The sequence below is a fragment of the Xanthomonas sacchari genome, assembly GCF_024266585.1.
Taxonomy (GTDB): Bacteria; Pseudomonadota; Gammaproteobacteria; order Xanthomonadales; family Xanthomonadaceae; genus Xanthomonas_A; species Xanthomonas_A sacchari_C.
This window is the reverse complement of sequence record NZ_CP100647.1, coordinates 432,262-453,998: the sequence shown is the minus strand read 5'-3', so window position 1 is coordinate 453,998 and position 21,737 is coordinate 432,262. Positions and strand designations below refer to the sequence as shown.

At 68.5% G+C, this 21,737-nt stretch carries 20 protein-coding genes; 7 read left to right on the top strand and 13 right to left on the bottom strand.

Annotated features, from left to right (window positions below; all coding sequences use genetic code 11):
- Nucleotides 1-4 precede the first annotated feature (4 nt).
- The 4 genes from NKJ47_RS01800 to glnA form a co-directional block, all read right to left on the bottom strand.
- On the bottom strand, nt 5-1,036 hold the full coding sequence (locus NKJ47_RS01800) for a two-component system sensor histidine kinase NtrB (protein ID WP_429002474.1): 1,032 nt from the start codon (nt 1,034-1,036) through the stop codon (nt 5-7).
- Nucleotides 1,037-1,370: 334 nt separating this feature from the next.
- On the bottom strand, nt 1,371-2,810 hold the full coding sequence (gene amt, locus NKJ47_RS01795) for an ammonium transporter (RefSeq protein ID WP_254459864.1): 1,440 nt from the start codon (nt 2,808-2,810) through the stop codon (nt 1,371-1,373).
- Between the two features lie 19 nt (nt 2,811-2,829).
- Nucleotides 2,830-3,168, bottom strand: coding sequence for a P-II family nitrogen regulator (locus tag NKJ47_RS01790; RefSeq protein ID WP_010341076.1), 339 nt, complete (start codon nt 3,166-3,168; stop codon nt 2,830-2,832).
- A gap of 325 nt (nt 3,169-3,493) precedes the next feature.
- Nucleotides 3,494-4,903, bottom strand: a complete 1,410-nt coding sequence (glnA, locus tag NKJ47_RS01785) for a type I glutamate--ammonia ligase (protein ID WP_254459863.1) — start codon at nt 4,901-4,903, stop codon at nt 3,494-3,496.
- Nucleotides 4,904-5,126: 223 nt separating this feature from the next.
- On the opposite strand from glnA, the gene NKJ47_RS01780 reads away from it, so the two are divergent.
- A complete protein-coding gene (locus tag NKJ47_RS01780; protein ID WP_209245347.1) occupies nt 5,127-5,918 on the top strand; it encodes an undecaprenyl-diphosphate phosphatase in 792 nt (263 codons plus the stop codon).
- A 393-nt stretch (nt 5,919-6,311) separates the two neighbouring features.
- Here the strand turns inward: NKJ47_RS01780 and NKJ47_RS01775 are convergent, their stop codons facing one another.
- From NKJ47_RS01775 to NKJ47_RS01735, 9 genes are all read right to left on the bottom strand, one after another.
- Entirely contained in the window at nt 6,312-6,923 is a 612-nt protein-coding gene (locus NKJ47_RS01775) for a YbhB/YbcL family Raf kinase inhibitor-like protein (protein ID WP_254459862.1), read from the bottom strand.
- A gap of 20 nt (nt 6,924-6,943) precedes the next feature.
- On the bottom strand, nt 6,944-9,019 hold the full coding sequence (locus NKJ47_RS01770; protein ID WP_254459861.1) for a tetratricopeptide repeat protein: 2,076 nt from the start codon (nt 9,017-9,019) through the stop codon (nt 6,944-6,946).
- 320 nt (nt 9,020-9,339) lie between these two features.
- Nucleotides 9,340-10,332, bottom strand: a complete 993-nt coding sequence (locus tag NKJ47_RS01765; RefSeq protein ID WP_254459860.1) for a YheT family hydrolase — start codon at nt 10,330-10,332, stop codon at nt 9,340-9,342.
- A gap of 67 nt (nt 10,333-10,399) precedes the next feature.
- Nucleotides 10,400-11,194: a lysophospholipid acyltransferase family protein gene (locus NKJ47_RS01760; protein ID WP_254459859.1), complete on the bottom strand. Its 795-nt coding sequence runs from the start codon at nt 11,192-11,194 to the stop codon at nt 10,400-10,402.
- A 77-nt stretch (nt 11,195-11,271) separates the two neighbouring features.
- Nucleotides 11,272-11,691: a hotdog fold thioesterase gene (locus NKJ47_RS01755; RefSeq protein ID WP_254459858.1), complete on the bottom strand. Its 420-nt coding sequence runs from the start codon at nt 11,689-11,691 to the stop codon at nt 11,272-11,274.
- Between the two features lie 169 nt (nt 11,692-11,860).
- Entirely contained in the window at nt 11,861-13,855 is a 1,995-nt protein-coding gene (locus NKJ47_RS01750) for a phospholipase D family protein (RefSeq protein WP_254461303.1), read from the bottom strand.
- 11 nt (nt 13,856-13,866) lie between these two features.
- A complete protein-coding gene (locus tag NKJ47_RS01745; RefSeq protein WP_254461302.1) occupies nt 13,867-14,418 on the bottom strand; it encodes a YceI family protein in 552 nt (183 codons plus the stop codon).
- 59 nt (nt 14,419-14,477) lie between these two features.
- The gene (locus NKJ47_RS01740) at nt 14,478-14,954 is read right to left on the bottom strand and encodes a SixA phosphatase family protein (RefSeq protein ID WP_160947952.1); all 477 of its coding nucleotides are present in this window, start codon (nt 14,952-14,954) and stop codon (nt 14,478-14,480) included.
- 15 nt (nt 14,955-14,969) lie between these two features.
- The gene (locus NKJ47_RS01735; protein WP_254459857.1) at nt 14,970-15,602 is read right to left on the bottom strand and encodes a ParA family protein; all 633 of its coding nucleotides are present in this window, start codon (nt 15,600-15,602) and stop codon (nt 14,970-14,972) included.
- Nucleotides 15,603-15,743: 141 nt separating this feature from the next.
- Here NKJ47_RS01735 and NKJ47_RS01730 point away from each other — a divergent pair, with 141 nt between their 5' ends.
- The 6 genes from NKJ47_RS01730 (at nt 15,744) to NKJ47_RS01705 (ending at nt 21,736) form a co-directional block, all read left to right on the top strand.
- Nucleotides 15,744-17,237 carry an AAA family ATPase gene (locus NKJ47_RS01730; RefSeq protein WP_254459856.1) on the top strand — a complete coding sequence of 498 codons (1,494 nt, stop codon included), beginning with the start codon at nt 15,744-15,746 and terminating at the stop codon, nt 17,235-17,237.
- Nucleotides 17,238-17,506: 269 nt separating this feature from the next.
- The gene (locus NKJ47_RS01725; protein ID WP_254459855.1) at nt 17,507-17,851 is read left to right on the top strand and encodes a helix-turn-helix domain-containing protein; all 345 of its coding nucleotides are present in this window, start codon (nt 17,507-17,509) and stop codon (nt 17,849-17,851) included.
- Between the two features lie 575 nt (nt 17,852-18,426).
- Entirely contained in the window at nt 18,427-18,744 is a 318-nt protein-coding gene (locus tag NKJ47_RS01720; protein ID WP_254459854.1) for a hypothetical protein, read from the top strand.
- Between the two features lie 88 nt (nt 18,745-18,832).
- Nucleotides 18,833-20,077, top strand: coding sequence for a hypothetical protein (locus tag NKJ47_RS01715; RefSeq protein WP_254459853.1), 1,245 nt, complete (start codon nt 18,833-18,835; stop codon nt 20,075-20,077).
- A complete protein-coding gene (locus NKJ47_RS01710; RefSeq protein ID WP_254459852.1) occupies nt 20,074-20,967 on the top strand; it encodes a hypothetical protein in 894 nt (297 codons plus the stop codon). Before NKJ47_RS01715 ends, NKJ47_RS01710 begins: the two co-directional genes overlap by 4 nt.
- Nucleotides 20,942-21,736 (top strand): class I SAM-dependent methyltransferase, encoded by a 795-nt coding sequence (locus NKJ47_RS01705; RefSeq protein ID WP_254459851.1) that lies wholly within the window; start codon nt 20,942-20,944, stop codon nt 21,734-21,736. The genes NKJ47_RS01710 and NKJ47_RS01705 overlap by 26 nt, the downstream gene beginning before the upstream one ends.
- The last annotated feature ends 1 nt before the right edge of the window (nt 21,737 follow it).

Here is a 21,737-nt window from a genome sequence, read left to right as displayed (position 1 = left end):
GCTCCTAATCGGAATCCGCTGCGCTCTGCGGCAGCAGCAGGGTGAACACGGTGTGGCCGGGGCGGGAGCGGTAGGTCAGCGAGCCGGCATGCTCGCGCGCCACCTGCTGGGCCAGCGCCAGGCCCAGGCCACTGCCTTCGGCGCGGCCGCTGACCAGCGGCAGGAACAGGTGTTCGGCCAGCTCCTCGGGCACGCCGCGGCCGTCGTCGACGATCTCCAGGCGCAGCCCGCGCGCATGCACGCGGTCGCGGATGCGCTGGCCGTGCTCGACCCGGGTACGCAGGGTGACCTGCGCGGCGCCGGCCTGGATCGCGTTGCGCACCAGGTTCCATACCGCCTGGGTGAGGCGGTCGGCATCGCCGAGGAATTCGGGAATGCTGGGGTCGTAGTCGCGCTGCAGGCGTACCGACCAGCCGCCTTCGTTCTCGGCCAGGCGCAGGACCCGCTCCAGCACCGCATGGATGTTGAGCATGGCGTGCGGCCGCGCCGGCGCCGGCGACAGCAGTTGGTCGAGCAGGCTGTTGAGGCGCTCGATCTCCGCGCCGATCAGCTCGATCAGTTCGCGTTCGTCCTCGTCGCGGTGCTGGGCGCGTCGCGCCAGCAGCTGCGCCGCGCCCTTGAGCCCGGCCAGCGGATTGCGCAGTTCGTGGGCCAGGCCCTTCAGTGCCGCGCTGAGCGCGTTCGGCAGGGCCTGCGCCGGGTCCAGCGTGGGGAACTCGTCGACCGGGTGCGCTTCCAGCAGCCAGCCGCCGTCGTCCAGCCGCGACAGCCAGCCCTCGGCGAAGCGCGGCGGCTCGCCGGGCACGGCCAGGGCCATGCGGTGCAGGCGCAGCACGTCGCGCTCGTCGTTGCGCAGGAACCGCGCCAGCGCATCGCCCTGCACTTCCAGCGAGGCCAGCGGCTGGTCGAGCAGGCGCCGTACGCTGACCCCGAGCCAGCGCGCGAAGGCGGGGTTGGCGCCGCGCAGGCGGCCGTCGGCATCGGCCCAGACCACCGGGGTACCGAGTGCGGAAAGCGGGGGCGGCGTGCTGTTCATGGCCATTGCACCAATGTAGTGCAAAGCCTGGCGGTCGGCACGGGGCGGCGACGCGTGATGCGGACCACAATCCCGCCACCGGCGCGGCGCGGGACCGCCTCCGGGCCGGCGGACAGTGCTGCTTGGCCTTGGATCGCGCTGCAGACCGCGGTGTTGCGGGAACAGGGGGGTGTGGCGAGGCGAATGGCCACGCGGAATACCTCGATCGCTGGAGAATGGCCGGCGCTTCCCCCCAGGAAGCGCCGGCGAAAGCCGCGGTCGCGTGGGCCGGCCACCAGCACCGGCCGCACGCATTGCGACAAGGCCCGCGACCGCCGTCGCGGGCCGACGAACCTCAGGACTCGTAGGCGGATTCGCCATGCGAGGTGATGTCCAGGCCCTCGCGCTCGGCGTCTTCCGACACGCGCAGGCCGAACACCAGCTTGGCGATCAGGAAGCCGACCACCGAGACCACGCCGATCCAGCCGACGGTGATCAGCACGCCTTCGGCCTGCACTACCACCTGGTGGCCCATGGTCACGCCCTCGGCATAGCCCATGCCGCCCAGCGCCTTGTCGGTGAACACGCCGGTGAGGATCGCACCGACGATGCCGCCGACGCCGTGCACGCCGAACACGTCCAGGGTGTCGTCGGCATTGAGCAGCTTCTTCAGCCCGGTCACGCCCCACACGCAGATCACGCCGGCCGCCACGCCGATGGCGATGGCACCGAACGGTCCGACGGTCCCCGCGGCCGGGGTGATGCCGACCAGGCCGGCGACCATGCCCGAAGCCACGCCCAGCGCCGAGGACTTGCCCTTGACCACCTTCTCGGTCAGCGACCAGGCCAGCACCGCCGCGGCGGTGGCCAGCAGGGTGTTGAGGAAGGCCAGCGCCGCGGTGGCGTTGGCTTCCAGCGCCGAGCCGGCGTTGAAGCCGAACCAGCCCACCCACAGCAGCGAGGCGCCGACGAAGGTCAGGGTCACGTTGTGCGGCTTCAGCGCGTTGTGGCCGAAGCCCAGGCGCTTGCCGACGAAGTAGGAACCGACCAGGCCGGCGACACCGGCGTTGATGTGGACCACGGTGCCGCCGGCGAAGTCCAGCGCGCCCTTGCCGAACAGGAAGCCCGGGGCCGACCACACCATGTGCGCCAGCGGCAGGTAGCCGAAGGTGAACCAGATGACCACGAACAGCAGCACCGCGGCGAACTTCACCCGCTCGGCGAAGGCGCCGACGATCAGCGCGCCGGTGATGCCGGCGAAGGTCAGCTGGAACGCGACGAACACGTACTCCGGCAGCTTGAAGCCCTTGGAGAAGGTGTCGGCCAACGTGGTGGTGTCGACTCCGGCCAGCAGCGCCTTGTGCAGCGTGCCGATGAACGGACCGCCGTCGGCGAACGCCAGGCTGTAGCCGTAGACCACCCACAGCACCGCGATCAGCGAGAACACCACGCCGACCTGGATCAGCACCGACAGCACGTTCTTGGCGCGGACCATGCCGCCGTAGAACAGCGCCAGGCCGGGCACCACCATCAGCAGCACCAGCAGCGTGGAGGTGAGCATCCAGGCGACGTCGCCCTTGTCCACCACCGGCGCGGCGGCGGCCGCTGCCGGCGCGGCGGCCGGCGCCGGTGGCGGCGTCAGTTGTTCGGTGACCACATCCGGCGTCGGCGCCGGGGTGACTTCGGCCTGGGCAAAGGCCTTGCCGGGCACGCCGATCGACATCGCGCTGACCAGCATCAGCATGCACACCGCATAGAACCGGGCTTTCCACCCGGCGAACAGACCTGTCTTCATGAAGGGCTCCAAGGTGGGGTTAGAGCGCATCGGCGCCGATTTCGCCGGTACGGATACGGACGACCTGCTCGATGGCGGTGACGAAGATCTTGCCGTCGCCGATCTTGCCGGTGCCGGCCGCGCCCTGGATCGCCTCGACCACGGCATCCAGACGTTCGTCGGTCACCACGGTCTCGATCTTGATCTTGGGCAGGAAGTCGACGACGTATTCGGCACCCCGATACAACTCGGTGTGGCCCTTCTGCCGACCGAAGCCCTTGACCTCGGTGACGGTGATGCCGGACACCCCAGCCTGCGACAAGGCCTCGCGGACCTCGTCGAGCTTGAATGGCCGGATGATGGCGGTGATCAGTTTCATGCGCATACCCCGTTGGTGGAAGGAACCGGCCGCCGAAGGCCGACCGGCACTGGGCCCATCGACCGCGCCGCGAACGGCGCGGGTGTTGCTGCGCGATGCGTTCCGTGGATCACGCCGAGGCCCACCGCACCCACGGTGCGGCGGCGACGGCGAAGTGGGAGGGAACGTGTCCCACGGCACGCAAGCGCTGTGTTGCGCGATACATCCCCTGGACGAGCGATGACGCGATGACGGACGCGGACCACCTGCGCGGCTCCCCAGCCGGGCAGGTGGCGGCGATGGCGAAGGAGGGAGGGGAAGCCTTCGCCATCGCCGCGCGTGGAACTCAGTTGGCGTAGTACAGCTGGTATTCCAGCGGGTGCGTGGCCGCGCGGAACTTGGTCACTTCCTGCATCTTCAGCGCGATGTAGCCGTCGATGAAGTCGTCGGTGAACACGCCGCCGGCCTTGAGGAACTCGCGGTCGGCGTCCAGCGCTTCCAGCGCCTGGTCGAGGCTGGAGCACACCTGCGGGATCTGCTTCTCCTCTTCCGGCGGCAGGTCGTACAGGTCCTTGTCGCTGGGCGCGCCCGGGTCGATCTGGTTCTTGATGCCGTCCAGGCCGGCCATCATCAGCGCGGCGAAGGTCAGGTAGCCGGACTGCAGCGGATCCGGGAAACGGATCTCGATGCGGCGCGCCTTCGGGTTGGACACCCAGGGAATGCGGCACGAGGCCGAGCGGTTGCGCGCCGAGTAGGCCAGCATCACCGGCGCCTCGAAGCCCGGGACCAGGCGCTTGTAGCTGTTGGTGCCGGAGTTGGTGAAGGCGTTGATCGCCTTGGCGTGCTTGAAGATGCCGCCGATGTACCACAGCGCCATCTGCGACAGGCCGCCGTAGCCGTCGCCGGAGAACAGGTTGGTGCCGCCCTTGGCCAGCGACTGGTGCACGTGCATGCCCGAGCCGTTGTCGCCGACGATCGGCTTGGGCATGAAGGTCGCGGTCTTGCCGTTGCGGTAGGCGACGTTCTTGATGATGTACTTGAGCATCATCAGCTCGTCGGCCTTCTTCACCAGCGAGTTGAACTTGGTGCCGATCTCGCACTGGCCGGCGGTGGCCACTTCGTGGTGGTGCACTTCGACTTCGATGCCGACCTGCTCCAGGGTCTTGCACATCTCCGCGCGCAGGTCCTGCAGCGAGTCGGTCGGCGGCACCGGGAAGTAGCCGCCCTTGACCGCCGGACGGTAGCCGCTGTTGCCGCCTTCGATCTTGCTGCCGCTGCTCCAGGCCGCTTCTTCCGAATCGATCTTGAAGAAGGTGTGGCCCATCTCGTTGCCGAAGCGCACGCCGTCGAAGATGAAGAATTCCGGCTCCGGGCCGAAGAACGCCTGGTCGGCGATGCCGCTGGACTTCAGGTAGGCCTCGGCGCGCTTGGCCACGCCGCGCGGGTCGCGGCCGTAGCTCTGCATGGTGGCCGGGTCGAGGATGTCGCAGGTCAGCACCAGGGTCGGATCGGCCATGAACGGATCGACGAAGGCGGTGTCGGCGTCGGGCAGCAGGACCATGTCCGACTCGTTGATGCCCTTCCAGCCGGCGATCGAGCTGCCGTCGAACATCTTGCCTTCCTCGAACAGCGCCGGCTCGATGATGCTGACCGGGAAGGTGACGTGCTGCTGCACGCCGCGCATGTCGACGAAGCGCAGGTCGACGAACTCGATCTTGTTGTCCTTGACCAGCTTCTCAATAGTTTCCACAGACATCGATGCAACCTCGGGTTGTGAAGGGCGTGGGCGAGTATCAGCAATCGCCATGCCAATCATGTGGCACTCACAAGCCCTTGATTCTGCTGAAGCGTGCACGCGAACGATGCAACTGCACTGCACTTTACTGGTGCATTCACGCCTGAACGCACCAAAATGGCGCGCAAGCGGATGCTCTATCCTTGCGCAGCTTCCCCTCCCCCAAACGCGACCCTCTTCCCCCATGAGCGATCTGCTGTCGGCCCTGCTGCTGGGCATCATCGAAGGCCTGACCGAATTCCTGCCCATCTCCAGCACCGGGCACCTGTTGATCGCCGAGCGCTGGCTCGGCCACCGTTCGGACTTCTTCAACATCGTGATCCAGGCCGGCGCGATCCTGGCCACCACCCTGGTGTTCCGGCAGCGCCTGTGGGACCTGGCCACCGGCCTGGGCGACCGCGCCAACCGCGACTACGCGTTCAAGCTGGGCGCGGCCTTTCTGGTGACCGCGGTGGTCGGCCTGGTGGTGCGCAAGGCCGGCTGGCAGTTGCCCGACAATGTGGAGCCGGTGGCCTGGGCGCTGGTGATCGGCGGCGTGTGGATGCTGGTGGCCGAGTACTTCGCCGCGCGCCTGCCCGAACGCGAGACGGTGACCTGGACGGTGGCCATCGCGGTCGGCCTGGCGCAGGTGGTGGCCGGCGTGTTCCCCGGCACCTCGCGGTCGGCGGCGACGATCTTCCTGGCGATGCTGCTGGGCCTGAGCAAGCGCTCGGCCGCGGCCGAGTTCGCCTTCCTGCTCGGCATCCCGACCATGTTCGCGGCCAGTGCGTACTCGTTCCTGGAGCTGTATAAGGACGGCGGCCTGGGCAGCGAGAACTGGGGCGACGTGGCGCTGGCCTTCGTCGCCTCGATGGTCACCGGCTTCGTGGTGGTGAAGTGGCTGCTGGGCTACATCAAGTCGCACCGCTTCACCGCCTTCGCGGTGTACCGCATCGTGCTGGGCGCGGCGCTGCTGCTGTGGTTGCCGGCGGCGTGAGGGGTTAAGTCGGCGAGGCGCTGCGCGCGCCGGACCCTCACCCCAACCCCTCTCCCGGTGGGAGAGGGGCTACGGCGTTTCCCTTCTCCCCTCGGGAGAAGGTGCCCCGCAGGGGCGGATGAGGGTACGGGCGAAGCCTCGCAGCGACAGGTCGACGTGGGCGCTGCGCGCCCGGACCCTCACCCCAACCCCTCTCCCGGGGGAGAGGGGCTAGGCGTTTCCCTTCTCCCCTCGGGAGAAGGTGCCCCGCAGGGGCGGATGAGGGTCCGGGCGAAGCCTCGCAGCGACAGGTCGACGTGGGCGCTGCGCGCTCCGGCCCCTCACCCCAATCCCTCTCCCGGTGGGAGAGGGGCTACGGCTTCGCCCTTGTCTCCTTGAGAGAGGGGCTCAGGCTCACTTCGCTGCTGGATTGAGGCTGTAGGTGCCGTACAGGCTGGCTTCGGCCAGCACATGGCCCTGCATCGCGCGCAGGGCGTCGGCCGAAGTGAAACGCGCCGGGACGTCCAGCCGCGCCACGTCCAGCGCGAACAGGCGGAAGAAGTAGCGATGCACGCGCAGGTCGTTGGCCGGCGGGTACGGGCCGTCGTAGCCGTAGTAGTCGCCGCCCATCGCCGCGTCGCCGGCGAACCAGTCGGTGTAGCTGTTCAGTCCCTGCCGCGCACCGTCCAGGCCGGGCGGATGCTGCTTGCCCTTGGCGACCACGCCGTCGCTGGCGCTGCCCTCGGCGATCGCGCGCAGGTCGGCCGGCAGGTCCACCGCCACCCAATGCACGAATTCGGTGCGCGGCTGCGCGACCGGGATCTGGACGTCGTCGCGGCCGACCATCTCGGCCACGGTCGGCACGTCCGGATCGACGCACAGCAGGGCGAAGGATTGGGTGCCGGCCGGCACCGCGTCCCAGGCCAGGTGGGGGTTGCGGTTGCCGCCGAAGCCGTCGGCCTGGCCCATCGCGTAGGTCGCCGGGATGGGGTGGCCGGGCTGCAGGCTGTCACTGCGAAGACGCATGCGGGAAGCTCCGTGGGAAATCAGGTTTCAGGGTAGCCAAGGCGGACCGCCACCGGCGTCAGCAGCGCGAACGCGGCGGACAGCGGGCCGGCATAGGCGCGCCAATGGCCGGCGGCCAGGCGCGGCGGGCCGACCGTGGCGATGGCCGGGAACGGCACGCCGAACGCCTGCTCCAGCGCCGCCGCCACGCCGGCCGGATCGTGCTCGGTGCCGTCCAGGCGCACCAGATGATGCGGATACAGATCCTGCTCGTGCAGGTCGGCGACCTGCGCCAGCACCGCCGCCAGCCACTGCGCGCCGGTCTCCGGCGAGGCCAGGCCCAGCGGCGCCGGGGCGCCGTTGGCCAGCCAGTCCAGCAGCATGTCGCGCGGGTCGCGCAGCACCACCAGCAGCCGTCCTTCCGGCAGGTGCGGGCGCAGCGCGCGCAGCAGCGCGTTGTCCCACCACAGCAGCCAGTCGACGATGTTGCCGTCGGCGACGCCGCGTGCCGGCAGCTGCGCGCGCCACTCGGCGACCAGCGCCGCGCCGTCCAGCGCACCGCTGTCCAGTTCCTCGACGCTGCGGAAGCGCTGCAGGCCGTCGGTCGGCGGCTGCGGGCCGAAACGGTCGCCGCGCAGCACCGGGCTGGCCGCGTCGATCACCGCGATCACCCGCTCCACGCCGCTGCCCGGCGCGCCCCACACGAACAGCGGCCGCGCCGGGTTCTGCGGGTCGATCGGGGCCAGCGCCGGCCACTGCGCCGGGGCCTGGCCCAGCGGCGGCAGCGGCAGCCGGTGCGGCAACTGTTCCTGCTGGAAGGCCACCCAGGTCGCCAACGCGTCCTGCGGGCGTCCGGCGGCATCCTGCACCGCCGCCAGCCACGGCCGCACCACGGTGCGGTCCTGTTCGGGCATGCGCTGCATCAGGCCGCGCACGTGGTCGATCGCGGCATCGTGCTCGCCGCGCTCCAGCAGCGCCTCGACCAAGCGTTCCTCGCCGCTGAGCCGGCCCGGTTCCAGCGCCACGATGCGCTGCGCCACGGCCTCGCCCTGGTCGCGCTCGCCGGCCATGTCGTGCACGCGCAGCTGCGCTTCCAGCGCCGGCACGTGCGCCGGCATCGCCGCCTGCCAGCGCGCGATCAGCGCGCGCGCCTCCGGCCCGCCCACCGGCTCCAGCGCCAGCCGCGCCAGCCACAGGTCGTGGGCGTCGGTGGTGGTGGCCAACGCCGCTTCCAGGGTGGCGCGGGCATCGTCGATCGTGCCCAGGCGCTGCCAGGCGATCAACGCCGCATGCAGGGTGCGGCGATCGTCCGGCGCCACCGCCAGGGTGCGGCGCAGGTGCTCCAGCGCCTCGGCCGGGCGGTCGGCCTGCAAGGCGTATTCGCCGGCCAGCCGGCGCATGTTGGGGGTGTCGCCGGCCGGATCGGCCAGCACCGTCTCCAGCGCGGTGAGGGCGTCGTCCAGGCGGCCCTGGCGGTAGGCCAACTGCGCGACCAGCGCCATCATCGCCGCGCCAGTGCCCGGGGTGAGCGCGGCGACGCGGCGGAACGCGGTCTCGGCGAAGGCGAAGTGCTGCTTGTCCAGGTAGGCGAAGCCCAGCGCGTAGAGCAGGCGCGGATCGTCCGGCAGGGCATTGCTGGCACGCGCGAGCAGCGCCAGCGCGCGGTCGGCGTCGCCGCGGCGCAGCGCCAGCATGCCGTCCACGCCGAGCAACTGCGGATGCTCCGGCTGCAGGCGCGCGGCGGTGCGGCTGAGCCGCTCCACTTCGTCCAGGTCGCCGCGGCCCAGCGCCAGGTGCGCGCGCATCACGTAGGCGAGGAATTCGTTGGGATCCAGCGCCGCGGTCTGCGCCAGCGCGTCCTCGGCCTGGGCCAGGTCGTTGGCGCTGACCAGCATGCCGGCGCGCAGCAGGTGCAGGCTGGCGTCTTCCGGGGCCAGCGCGATCGCGCGGCCGATGCTGTCCAGGGACGCGGCCGTCTCGCCGTGCTGCTGTTGCGCCAGCGCCAGCCAGCGCAGGGCCTGCGGGTCGTCGGCGGCCTCGGCGGCCCAGGTCTGGGCGAGACGCAGCGCGTCGGCGGTGTCCTGGCGGCGCAGGGCGTCGAGAATGGGCTGGTGCATGGAGTTCCGGCTCGGGGCAAACCCGCATTGTAGCGGGAGCATCGGGCCGCCCTGCGCGGGCGCCTGCGGCCGCACCGGGGCACGGACGTTGCCGGCAGCGCCTTGTCGCCGGCGCCACGAGGAGGAGACGTCGCGGACGGCGACCCGCGCCGAGAATGCTGGCCTGCGCAGATCGCCGAGTGCGCGGGGGTCGCGCTACGTGGTGGCGACGGTGGTGCGAGAACGGCGGAAGGCGCATCGCCGCGCGCCGCACCCGGACGCGGTGTGCGCCTGCCCTGCCTGGCTGGCGCAAGCCCGCCGCGGGCGAGGTCGCCCGCCGGCTACGCCTCCACCAGCCCCTCGGTCAGCCGCTCGGCCACCCAGCGTTCGGCGAAACCGTCGCCGCGCGCATTCTCGATGAAGCCGCAATGGCCGCCCCAGCGTGCGATCTCCAGCCGCGCCACCTCGGGCAGGCGCCAGTTGCGGAAGTCGTCCAGCGGGATCACCGGGTCGTCCTCGGCCATCAGGATGTCGGCCGGCACGCTGAGGCCGAGCAGGCGCTCGCCGGCGATGCAGTAGCTGTCGAAGTAGGCGTCCAGGCTGGCGAAGCCGGCATGGCGCTCGGCCAGCCAGGCCATCAGCCCGCGCATGTCCAGCGCCAGGGTGGCGTCGTCGTAGCCGTGGCGGTCGGGGAACAGTTCGCGCTTGCGCAGCAGCGACTCGCGCCACTTGCGGCGGAAATACCAGTCGTAGAACTGCGGGCCGTTCTCGATCCGCTGCATGGTGGTGGCCGGGTCCAGCAACGGGCACACCGCGGCGACGTGGCGCAGCGGCAGGCCCGCGGACGGCGCGCGCAGCGCCAGGCGCAGGGCGAAATTGCCGCCCAGCGAATAGCCGGCCGCCAGCAGCGTCGGCGCCGGGAACCGCTGCCACAGGTCGCAGGCGGCGTTGACCACTTCGTCCAGGCGCTCGGAGTGGAACAGGTCCACGTTGAGGTGGTGGGTGCCGCCGTGGTCGCGGAAGTTGAGCCGGAACACCTGGTAGCCCAGCGCCAGCATCTTCGCCGCGGTCAGGCGCATGTAGCTGGAATCGGCGCTGCCTTCCCAGCCGTGCAGCAGCAGCACGGTGCCGCGCGGCGGGGCGCCGGCCGGCACGCTGAGCCAGCCCTGCAGGCGCACGCCGTCGCCGCCGTCGAGGATGTGCGAGGTGGTGGTGGCGCCGCTGGCGGCCAGCAGCTGCTCGCCACGGCGCACACGCAGCAGGCTGGAACCCAGGACCGATTGGACGTGCGGGTTGCGCAGCCAGCGTGGGGGGGAGTAATCGGTTGCGTTCATGGAGAGCGAGCTTGCGCCTGCCGACTGGAGTAATCGGTCAGGTGCGATCCGTTCGGTGTCGCCCCGTTCAGGGTTGTGCCATTGCCGTGACGATGCGCGCGCGCGACGTCTCGGCGATGCGCCGGCGCCCTTCCACGTCCTGCAGCCGGATCGGCTCCAGGAAATGCACCTCGGCCACCCGCCCCGGCTCGCCGAGCAGACGCAGGAAGTTGGCGAAGAAACTCTCGTGCGGCCCGAACGCGACGATCTGCTGCGCCGAGCCGCCGGCGCCGTAGCGCAGCGCCACCGGCTGCACCGCCACCTCGGCCTCGACCGCGGCCTGGAAGATGCGCGCGTGGAACGGCCCCACGTCCTGGCCGCTGCGGGTGCGCCCTTCCGGGAACACCCCGACCGAGCGCCCGGAACGCAGCCGCTCCAGCATCGCCTGCAGCACCCCGCCCAGCGACTCGGTGCTGCCGCGCTGGTGGAAGATGGTCTGCCCACGGGTGGCCAGCCAGCCGACCAGCGGCCAGCCGGCGATCTCGCGCTTGGCGACGAAACCCATCATGCGCTGGCTGTGCAGCATCACGATGTCGATCCAGCTGACGTGGTTGGCCACGAACAGCGCCGGGTTGGGCAGCGGCGTGCCGATGCGGCGCACGCGCAGGCCGAAGATGCGCAGCAGCCAGGTCGACCACCAGCAGACCACGCGGTCGCCGAAGGACTCGGTGCCGGCGCGGCCGGGCGACAGCGCCATGCACACCAGCAGGAACGGCAGCGACAACAGCACGTGCAACGCCAGCAGCGGCACGCGGTAGCCGTAACGAACCCAGCGCAGCGCCCCACCGTATTGGCGCATGGCGGGTGGGGAGAACTCGCTCATTGGGATAAGGGTACCGGAAGCGGGGGCCTAACGGAGAATTGTGTCACCCTGAAGACGCGCGCGCCGCGCGCACGGCGTCAGCCGCGGTCGACCACCGCCAGGGTCAGCCGCGACACGCACACCGGCTTGCCCGCCGCGTCCTCGATGTGGATCTCCCACACCTGGGTGGACCGGCCCACGTGCAGCGGCCGCGCCGTGCCGGTGACCGTGCCGCTGCGCGCGCTGCGCAGGTGGTTGGCGTTGATCTCCAGGCCCACGCAGATGCGCCCCGGCTGCACGCACAGGTTGCCGGCGGTGCTGCCCAGGGTCTCGGCCAGCACCACCGACGCGCCGCCGTGCAGCAGCCCGTACGGCTGCCGCGTGCGCGCATCCACCGGCATCGTCGCCCGCAGCCAGTCCGGCCCGGCCTCGGTGAAGACGATGCCCAGGTGCGCGATCAGGGTGTCGCGGCAATCGGCGTTGAGGACGGCGAGATCGGCGGGTTCGCGAAAGGACATTTTGGGGCCGGGATTGGGGATTCGGGATTGGGGATTGGCAAGAGCGGCATCCCCTGCACGGACATTATCGCGCCTGCACGGGGCATCCGGTCGCGGGGACTTGCTTTTGCGGCTCCCGGCTTTTCAGCAGCCGAATGGCTGCTCATCCCCAATCCCGAATCCCCGCCCATCAGAGAATCGGCACCAGCCCCGAGCCGAACGCCGTCAGCATCCGCACCAGCAGCCACTTGGGGCCGACGTTGACCTCGGGGAAGTCGCCGACCGCGCTGTAGCAGCGATGGAAGCCCGGGTCGCGCCGGGTCAGCGGCGCCGGGCAGTCGGGGCCGGGCTGGAATTCGTAGTCGGTGGCGTAGCGCCAGGGCCAGAAATCCAGCACCGGCAGCGCCTCGGAGACCTTGCCCATGCTGTAGTTCAGGCCCGACAGCACCGGCGGCTTGACCCGCGGCGCCACCACCCAGGAGTTCTCCGGCTCGATGTCGCGGCCGATGCTGGCCGCCAGCGCCTGCGCGAACGCCGGATCGTCGACGATCACCGCGCCCTCGGTGTTGTAGGTCTCGCTGCGCGGGTCGAAGTTGTGGGTGCCGATCACGCCGACGCGGCGGTCCACCACCAGCGACTTGGCATGCAGGCCCATGCGCGCGCCCTCGCGGGTCACCGGCAGCGGCCGGTTGGCGATGCGCCGGCTCAGGTAGGACGGGCGGGTCTCGGTGCGCAGCACGCGGCGCGCGACCTGGCTGCCGTCGCCGCGGCCGCCGGACGGCCCGCCACTGCCGCTGCCCAGCAGCGAACTGCGCCCGGCGGCGCTGCCGCCCAGCAACGTGTTGCGCCCGCTGCCGGCAGCCTCGCCGCGCTCGCCGCCGGCCGGCGCGGACGGCACCTCGCCCTGCAACGGCGCCGGCAGCAGGTTGGCGTAGTCCACCGGCGCATCCAGCGGGAACGGCTTGTACTCGTAGATGTCGAAGCCCAGTTCGCGCAGGTTGCGGCGCTTGTACTTGTAGGACAGCGCGTACACCACCGGGTTGTCGGTGGCCGCCAGGCTGTTGGTGGCCACCACCACGCGCGGCGGCCGGGTGCGCTTGCGCAGGTCGCGGAAGATCTCCTGCGCCGGGTCCGACAGCACCAGGTACGGCGTCTGCAGCATGATTTCCTCGCGCGCGCCGGCGATCAGCCGGTCGAGCCTGGGCGCGGTGGAAATGGCCTTGGGGCCGTGTTCGCGGCGGTGCTTCTGCGGCAGGTCGGCGACGTAGTCCACATGCTTGACCGGCAACGCCGGCAGCACGAAGGCGTTCTCGACGAAGGCCGGATCGGCCGCCTCCTCGCTGACCCGCTGCACCCGCTCCGGACGCAGGAACTGCGCCGGCGGCATCGCCGGCACGCCCTCGCGCAGCAGCAGCCTGCCGACGTCGTTGAGCCGCGCCACCGGCACGCTGCGCCGCGCCGCCCAGTAGGCGTCGAAGTTGGCGGCCATCGTGCGTGCCACCGGGCCGGCGACCAGCACGTCGCGGTCGCGGAAGTTGTACTCGGCGTCCCAGTCGTAGTAATCGTCCTGGTAGTTGCGCCCGCCGACCACGCCGATCGCGTCGTCGATCACCAGCAGCTTGTTGTGCATGCGCTGGTTGAAGCGGCGGAAGCAGCACAGCACGCTGGCGGCGTAGTGGAAATAGTTGGGCTTGGCCAGGCCGAAGGTGGGGTTGTAGATGCGCAGCGAGAAGTTCTCGTGCGCGCCGGCCAGCGCGCCGAGGATCTGCAGGTCGGAGATCGCCGAGAGCTGGTCGATCAGCACCCGCACCTTGACCCCGCGCCGCGCCGCGGCCAGCAGTTCGTCCATCACCAGCCGCGCGCTGTCGTCCTTGTCGAAGATGTAGGTCTGCAGGTCGATGCTGCGGCTGGCGCTGCGGATCAGGTTGACCCGCGCCACCAGCGCCTCTTCGCCGTGGTCGAGGATGGTGGCGTAGTGCCGCGGGGCGCCGTCGGCGGACTGGGCGAAGGCCTTGCCGGCCAGCCCGCGCAGCGGCGAGGCCAACGCGCAGTGGTCCCCGCGCGTGCAGTCGAGCTGGCGGTCGCGCGCGGCCTCGGCGATCGCCACGGCGCGGCCGTGCTGCGCCTGCGACAGGCTCGCGCAGCCGCTGCCCAGCAGCAGCGCCACCACCACCAGCACCCGCATCCATCGCGATGTCACCGAGTGGCCGCCTCGGTCAGGCGTGCGCGCAGCACGAACGTGACCCGGTCGCTCAAGGCCAGATCCCATTTGTCCATTCCGTAACGTCCACGCAATACCGTACCGCGGCTGATGACGTCGCAATCATAGCCTGGGCGGGTGCATGCGGCCGGCATGACGGTCAGCGTCTCGGGGTGGCTGACCCCGCGGATGCTCAGGGTGCCGGGGATCGGCCCGCCCCTGCCCAGCACCTGCGGCGAGAACGGCTGCGAATCGAAGGACACGGTGGGATAGCGCGGCGCGTCGAAGAAGTCCTCGCCGCGCATCCAGCTGGTGTAGCGCGGCTTGCCGGGGATCTCCACGTAGGCCGTGAACAGGCGCAGGCGCACCTGGTGGCGGCCGTCGGGCAGCACCTGCACGGTGCCCTCGTAGCGCGGGAAGAAGCCTTCGATGCGCTGACCGAAGCGAGTGCGGATCTCGAAACCGAAGCGCGACTGCGCCGGGTCCAGGCCATACTCGCCCGGCGCCAACAACGCCGGCTGCACCTGCGCATGGCCGACGGCGCACAGCAGGCACAACGGCAGCAGCGCGGCGCGCAGCGCCGGACGCAGTGCCCTGCGCAGCCGGCTCAGGGCCACCAGAACGCGGTCAACCGCGCCACGCCCGGCTCGATCGCCGCGTCGTGCGGCACCCCGAGCACGGCGACGCTGGCGGTGGGCATGCCGCGGTAGTCGCCCGACTGGCCGCTGTGCATCAGCGCCGCCAGCCGCTCCAGGCCCGGATTGTGGCCGACCAGCAGCAGCCGCTCGACGTCGCGATGGCCGTCCAGCAGATCGGCCAGGGTGCCGGAGGTGGCTTCGTAGATGCGCGGCTCCAGGCGCTGCTCGACGTAGCCGGTCAGGCCCAGCACCGCCTCCAGGGTCTCGCGCGCGCGCCGCGCCGGCGAACACAGCACCCGGTCCGGCACCAGCCGCTGCTCCAGCAGCCAACGCCCGGCGGCCTCGGCCTCGGCCAGGCCGTGCGGGGACAGCGGCCGGTCGAAATCGGCCTGGCCGGTGTCGGCCGGCTCGGCGTGGGCATGGCGCAGCAGGATCACTTCTCGCAAAACGATGGTCATCGGTCAGGCCTTCTTGAGCCACTTGAGCAACGGTTCCCAGTCCTGCTGGTGGTCGCGGACCTGGGCGGAGCGGTAATCGAACAGGCTGCGGCCCAGCCCCACCAGCACCACGTAGGCCTGGCTGTCGCGCAGTTGCGCCACCACCGGATACGGCCACTGGCCCAGCATCTCCAACGCCTGCTGGGTGGCGTGGGTCCAGGGCTTGCTGCGATTGAGCACCAGCCCGACCGGCAGCTTGCGCTGGTGCACCCGCGGCACCTTGGCCAGGGTGTTGAGGAAACCGACGGTGGCGTCGATGTCCAGCGCCGACGGCATCACCGGGACCACCACCGCGTCGGCCTCGTCGAGGAAGTGCGCCAGATCCTCGGCCATGGCGCCGGCGGCGGCGTCGACGATCACCCGCTGCGCGTCGTCGGGCAGCCCCGCGCGCCAGGTGCGCTTGCGACTGGCGTCGATCGGCAGCACCGCGCTGTCCAGCCCGGCGCGGCGTTCGGCCCAACGCGTCGAGGAGCCCTGCGGATCGGCATCGGCCAACACCGTGCGCTTGCCGGCCAGCGCATAGAACGCCGCCAGGTGCGTGGCGACCGTGGTCTTGCCCACGCCGCCCTTGGAGCCGGCCACCAGGATCGTCTTCATGCACGCCTCGCTTCCGGGGAAGAAGCCGGAGCGTACACCGGCCCTACGTCAGCCGGTAGTCAACATCCAGCACGACGGCCGGCAGCACGCCGGCCGGCGCCGGGCTTGCTATCGTGGCGGCCCCCTTCGCCTTCCGATGCCATGAGCGAGCTGCAGGACCTGGTCGCGCTGATCCGCGCCAACACGCCCCTGATCGTGATCGAGACGCAGGAAGAGGCGCGCATCGTCGATCTGTTCCGGCAGGCGCTGATGCAGGTCTGGCGCGCCCTGCACCGCTGGTCGATCACCGAGGGCCTGCGCCGCATCGACCTGGACCGCGAAGACCCGCCGAGCGGGCCGCCGGACGCCAGCGCCGCGCTGCAGGCGATCAAGCAGGCCGACCAGCGCGGCATCTACCTGCTGCTCGACGTCACCCCGTACCTGGGCTACGCCAGCCACCAGCGCCTGCTGCGCGACATCGTCGAACGCCGCCACTGCCAGCCGCACGTGCTGGTGCTGATCGGGACGCGGATCGAACTGCCGCCCGAACTCGAAGCGTTGGCGACGCGCTTCAATCCGCGCCTGCCCGACGCCAACGCGCTGTTGAAGATGGTGCAGGAGGAAGCGCAGGGCTACGCGCGCGAGTTCGGCGGGCGCCGGGTCGAGGTCGACAGCGACGCCGTCAAGCAGATCCTGCGCAACCTGCGCGGGCTCAGCCTGATCGACGCGCGGCGCATCGCCCGGCAACTGATCTACGCCGACGGCGCGCTCAACGCCGCGGACCTGCCGCAGCTGGCCAAGCTCAAGTTCGAACTGCTCAACCGCAGCGGCCATCTGCAATACGACAACGATGCCACGCGCTTCGAGGACGTGGCCGGCGCGCGCCGGCTCAAGCAGTGGATCACGCAGCGCCGCGCGGTGTTCGCCGGCACCGCGCCGCCGGGGCTGGACCCGCCCAAGGGCGTGCTGCTGCTCGGCGTGCAGGGCTGCGGCAAGTCGATGCTGGCCAAGGCCACCGCGGCCGGGTTCGGCGTGCCGCTGCTGCGCCTGGACATGGGCGCGCTGTACGCCAAGTACCACGGCGAGACCGAGAAGAACCTGCGCGACGCGCTGGCCGCGGTCGAGCAACTGGCGCCGTGCGTGCTGTGGATGGACGAGATCGAGAAGGGCCTGGCCAGCGGCGGCGAGGACGGCGGCGTGTCGCGGCGCGTGCTCGGCACGCTGCTGACCTGGATGGCCGAACGCGGCAGCGCCGACGGCAGCGCCGGAGTGTTCATCGTCGCCACCGCCAACCAGGTACACGAGCTGCCGGCCGAGCTGCTGCGCAAGGGCCGCTTCGACGAGATCTTCTTCGTCGACCTGCCCGACGCGCAGGCGCGGGTGGAGCTGTTGCGCCTGCATCTGACCCGGCGGCAGCTGCACGCCGACGCGTTCGCGCTGTCGCCCTTGGCCGCCGCCGCCGACGGGTTCTCCGGCGCGGAGATCGAGCAGGCGATCGTCTCCGGACTGTATGCCGCGCACGCCGAACAGCGGCCGTTGGACACCGATCTGCTGATGCAGGAGATCCGCACTACCCGACCGCTGTCGGTGCTGATGGCCGAACAGGTGCAGGCCTTGCGCAGTTGGGCCAGCGGGCGCACGGTGCCGGCGGATTAGCCACCTGAAAAGGCGCAGGTGACCGCATTGGTCTGCCGCACTCTGCCGGCACAGCAGACGCGTGGCCGGCTGCCATCGGCGAGTCCCGCCGTCGTCGGGGGCAAAGCACTGGGCTGCTTCACTGGCCACCCAACTCAAAATTGAAATGGGATAAAAATCACAAAATTCATCGAAGCGTTCTGTTCCCACGCGGTATGATCGCCAACCGACTGACTGAATGTCATGAGCCTCAGGCTCAAATCAATCCAGGCTGGGGGCCAGGCAAAAGGATGAATGCCGACTCGATCGCGAGCAGAATTCGCTCCGCACGTAAAAGCCGAGGGTTATCGCAAACCCAGCTCTCGAAGCTTATTGGGGTCAATCGCGCCACGATTGGTCACTGGGAGCGCAATGAAAGCTTCTCACCTAATCGCTCCCATCTGCAGGCTTTAAGCAAGGCGCTGCACGTCAGCCTGGACTGGCTCGCGCTCGGGCTCGATGCACCCGTGCCAAGAATGCCTGTCGATTCCCGCGCCAAACTGGAGTTCAAGATGGTTGAACTCTCAAAACATCTTCCCACCTCGTTTCTCGTGATCGTCGTTGCGTTGATGGAAAATGCGGAAATGTACCTGTGATACCAGTCCGCGGGATCCGCGTGGAGTGATCGCCTCCTGACTCCAGTGGCGCGAAATGTTCTTCCGGACTCGCATAGCGCGTCTGGCACCCATCCGGGTGAGGAAGACGCGGCAAGCCAGGCCGCCGCCGCGACAGACCATCCAAAAGGACACGGCGCATCCAGCATCGACATGACGCGTGACGCGCACGTCGTTCGTGCTGCAGATCCCTTGTCCCCCAGCCCCGTGCAGCGAGCAACGTCTGCGCCACGCCGGAGCCGACGCAAAAATTCCGGCAGCGCCCGAGGCCACCTCGCCATGCAGGCAGGCCGCCGCGGGTACCGGCGCACAACGCCTGTCGGCCCGACATTGGCGAAAACTGCCGCAGTGCCTCGACATCCCTCGATGCCGGCATGCCAGACCTGCTGTGCATTGCACAGCAACCCGCTTGAATCGCAGTGATCGATGCGCTCTAGTCCGGCAGGCGGCAGCGTGACGCGACATCACTGTCCGCGTATCACGCTTGATGCGCCATTTAATGAGCGCGGCAGGACCGCAAAACTGATGTCCACTCTCACAACCAAGGGAATTTCATCATGACGGACAACCGCAACCTTTCCAAAACGCTGTCGACCCTCACCATGCTCGTGGTGGGTGCTTCGGCCGGCTCGGCACTCGCCAATCCGGCATCGACTGCGCCCAGCGTGGACCAGTCCCTGTCCATGGCCACGTCGATGACGAGCCTCAACGCGCTCGCCATGGCAGAGTTCGAAGAGTCGGCGAAATCCAGCAACCTGCTCGCGGTTTCGGACGGGCACCACGACGACTCCATCGGCTCCCATCACCATCACTCCATCGTCGATTCGGCCGCCCCGGCGCAGCTCGGCAGCGATGCCGGACAGTTCGACGTCTGAGCAATAGCTTGCAGCGGAGCGGGCCAACCCAACGGCTCGCTCCGTCAAGAACCGGACATCGTCCTCATTCGCGCATGGAGCACGCTTGATGAACGCGCAAGTCAAATCGCCTGATATCGACATCAGCAGACCTCTCTGCCTGATGGAATTGACCAAGGCAACCGAGCGAGCCGAGCACATCGTGGACGGCATCGCCTGGGCACGTCTCCACCGCATGCGCACACGCATGCATGACGCGCTTCGTGACCACGAGCAGGATGGGTTCGTCGGCACGATCCGTGAACTCTACCAGTCGCTGCCCGCGGAACGGCAAGCCCGCGTGCTCCTGAGTTCCGAATTCTGCGAATGCTATTTGGCGATGGATTCTGCGCGCAAGCGCCAACATGAACTGGGCGCGCGCTCCTTCGAGGCAACGCAGGAGATTGGCCGTGCCATGGCATCGCTTCATGGACTGGTATCGCGCGAATGCGCTATCGCGGACCTCGCAAGCGGCGCTCAGGATGCATATCTCAGAGAGTGCCGTCAATGGACCGTCTATAGCCCCCTTGGCGACTGTTTTGCCGAACGCGATGTCCATGGCCATTGGGCCGTGCATGAAGTCACCAAGGTAGGTGGCTGCATTGCCATCGACCTGGACAGCCCATCTGCAAGACACCACGAGCCAAGATCCGGCGTACTGAGTCAGGCCTGTTTGCCGCTCTCCGCCCAGGAGCGCGACGATGTGATCGCGAAAATCACGCGCGCCCTCGAACTGATCGATCGGGCAGAGCCGCTCTACGGGATGATCATCCGCAACTTCGTGCGCCGCATCGTCGTGCGCAAATCGCAGGAGCGGACCGACACCGGACCGAGGCACTACGGCTCGGAGCATGTTCCGAGGCAGCCGGGCTCGCTGCGCCTGCTGAACATCCACCAGCACGAACTCAGCGTCGAAGCGTGCATGGAAAGCATCATGCACGAAAGCACGCACAACTTTCTGGCTGCGTGGGAGTTGGCAAATGGGTTCTTTGTCGCCAACGACTACAACTACCGGGTGGTCTCGCCCTGGTCCGGCAACCAAATTCCGAACTCGTCGTTCATCCATGCCGTCTTCGTCTACTACATCTGCCACCGCCTGCTGAAACGCCACCTGGAAATGGAGAGCGGCACCGACAAATCGGTGCGCGATCACATCCACAAGCGACTCGCCGTGTGCGCGGCTGGCTTTCTCATCGAACAGCCACTGAGCGAAAACATCATGTCCAGCAAGCGCCTGAATCGCGATATAGCCGCGATGATCGACACACTGCAAACCGACATGAAGCGCGAATACGCCTATCGGGGACGTCGATGAGCCACCAAACATTGATTGTGTACTCGAACAGCGAAGACCCGGTCGCCGCCTGTGGGGCGGCCTGCGCGGCAAGCCAGCAGGTCAGCGTCATGCACGTCGACGAACTGTTGCCCTTTCTGTCGACCCATGCCTGGCCCCAGATTCTAGAGCTGCAGGTGCCGGCAGAAATTCGCGATCGTTTCAGGGATGCGCGCATCATAAATCGTGTTTTCAGCCTTTCAGGCACGCAACTCATTGCGTTTCTGCGCAAGCATCAGGTCGACGAGCGGTGGTTACACATCAGACTGCAGGATCTATTCCTGCTCGGGCGCTCGCTCGCCCACGACACCGGGGTGAGGGGTGTTTCGAAGTCCCTGCTTCCTCTAAACGCCCAGTGGTTCGGCATCAGGCGCGCATTGCCGAATCTGCAGGTTCCCAGATTTTCCTATGCATTCGGCTACGAACGTTCGGACCTCACGGAATTTTCCTCTCCCCTACAGAAATCCGTATGGTCGCTTTTCGATTGGCGGGAGGAGCGCCACCTGCCGGCGAGCGAAGCGGACCGTCATCAGTTCCACGTAGAGCGCCCAATCGGCACGCCGGTGATTTTATATTTTCTTGGAGATGACTTCCATACGGTGCATTTCCCACAGGAAGCCGTCGATGTCGACCATGCTCGAATAGCATCGATCAGCTGTGCTGCCCGTTCGGCCTTCCATTCCGAACTCGGCGAGGTGCTGCTCTACGCTGAAGGCACGGACCTGCGTTTCTACGCCTTCTCCCCTTATCTGCTGTCGGTCGCGTCAAAGCCCAGCTTTGGGACGGAATTGGAAGAATGGCTGCGGTCTGGCCGCACTGTGAATTCAGTCGAATGGAGCGATCCGAATGCTGCGTCTAGGTTCTGCCATTGAGCAGTTGCTTCTGATACGGGAGCGAATGGGGTGGTTGTATGGCAGCGAAGACCTATGTGTTCTTCTGTACAGCATCGTGAAACGTGAGCGCCCGTCGCTGATCATCGAACTCGGTACCGGCTTGGGCGTGTCCACGGCGTGGATGGCCGCAGCCTTGAAGGAAAACGCCCGTGGCTTAATCCACACCTACGATAACGGGTCGCACTACCTCAGCGAACCCTCCAAACGCTTTCTGGCGGATATGGATGCCCCCATTTCGGAACTCGCCTCCGCTAAGAGCGGCGGAATCACCTTCGAGGGATTCATCGGTAATCTAATGCGCTGGGTCGGAGTGGAAGAGCATGTGGTCGTCCACCACCAGGACATCCAGTTTCAGGAGGTCGCTCGAGACAAGGCCTTTCTGCAAGGCGTCGACCTGTTGTTCTCGGATTTCAATCATGCGCCCGAGAGCATCCAGAAACTGCTCGGGGCATTCCTGCCATCGATGGCTCCTACCTCATCCATCTTCATCGATAGCGCGTCGACCCACCGCCTGAGCTATCTCGCCCTGGAGCGCATCGTTGCGGACCTGAATCGAAACAAGCTGCCTGTCGGCCTCACCGAGCACCTCAGCGACGAACAGTTCTCGACACTGGCGCGGCGTGTGCAAGGGTCGCACTTCCGCCTGATGCACTTGGTGGAGACGCATAGCCGGGCCCAGAATAGCACCGCATGGCTACGCATTGAACCAGTCGACATCGTCCCCACCAATGCGACATTCTTCCACTGAA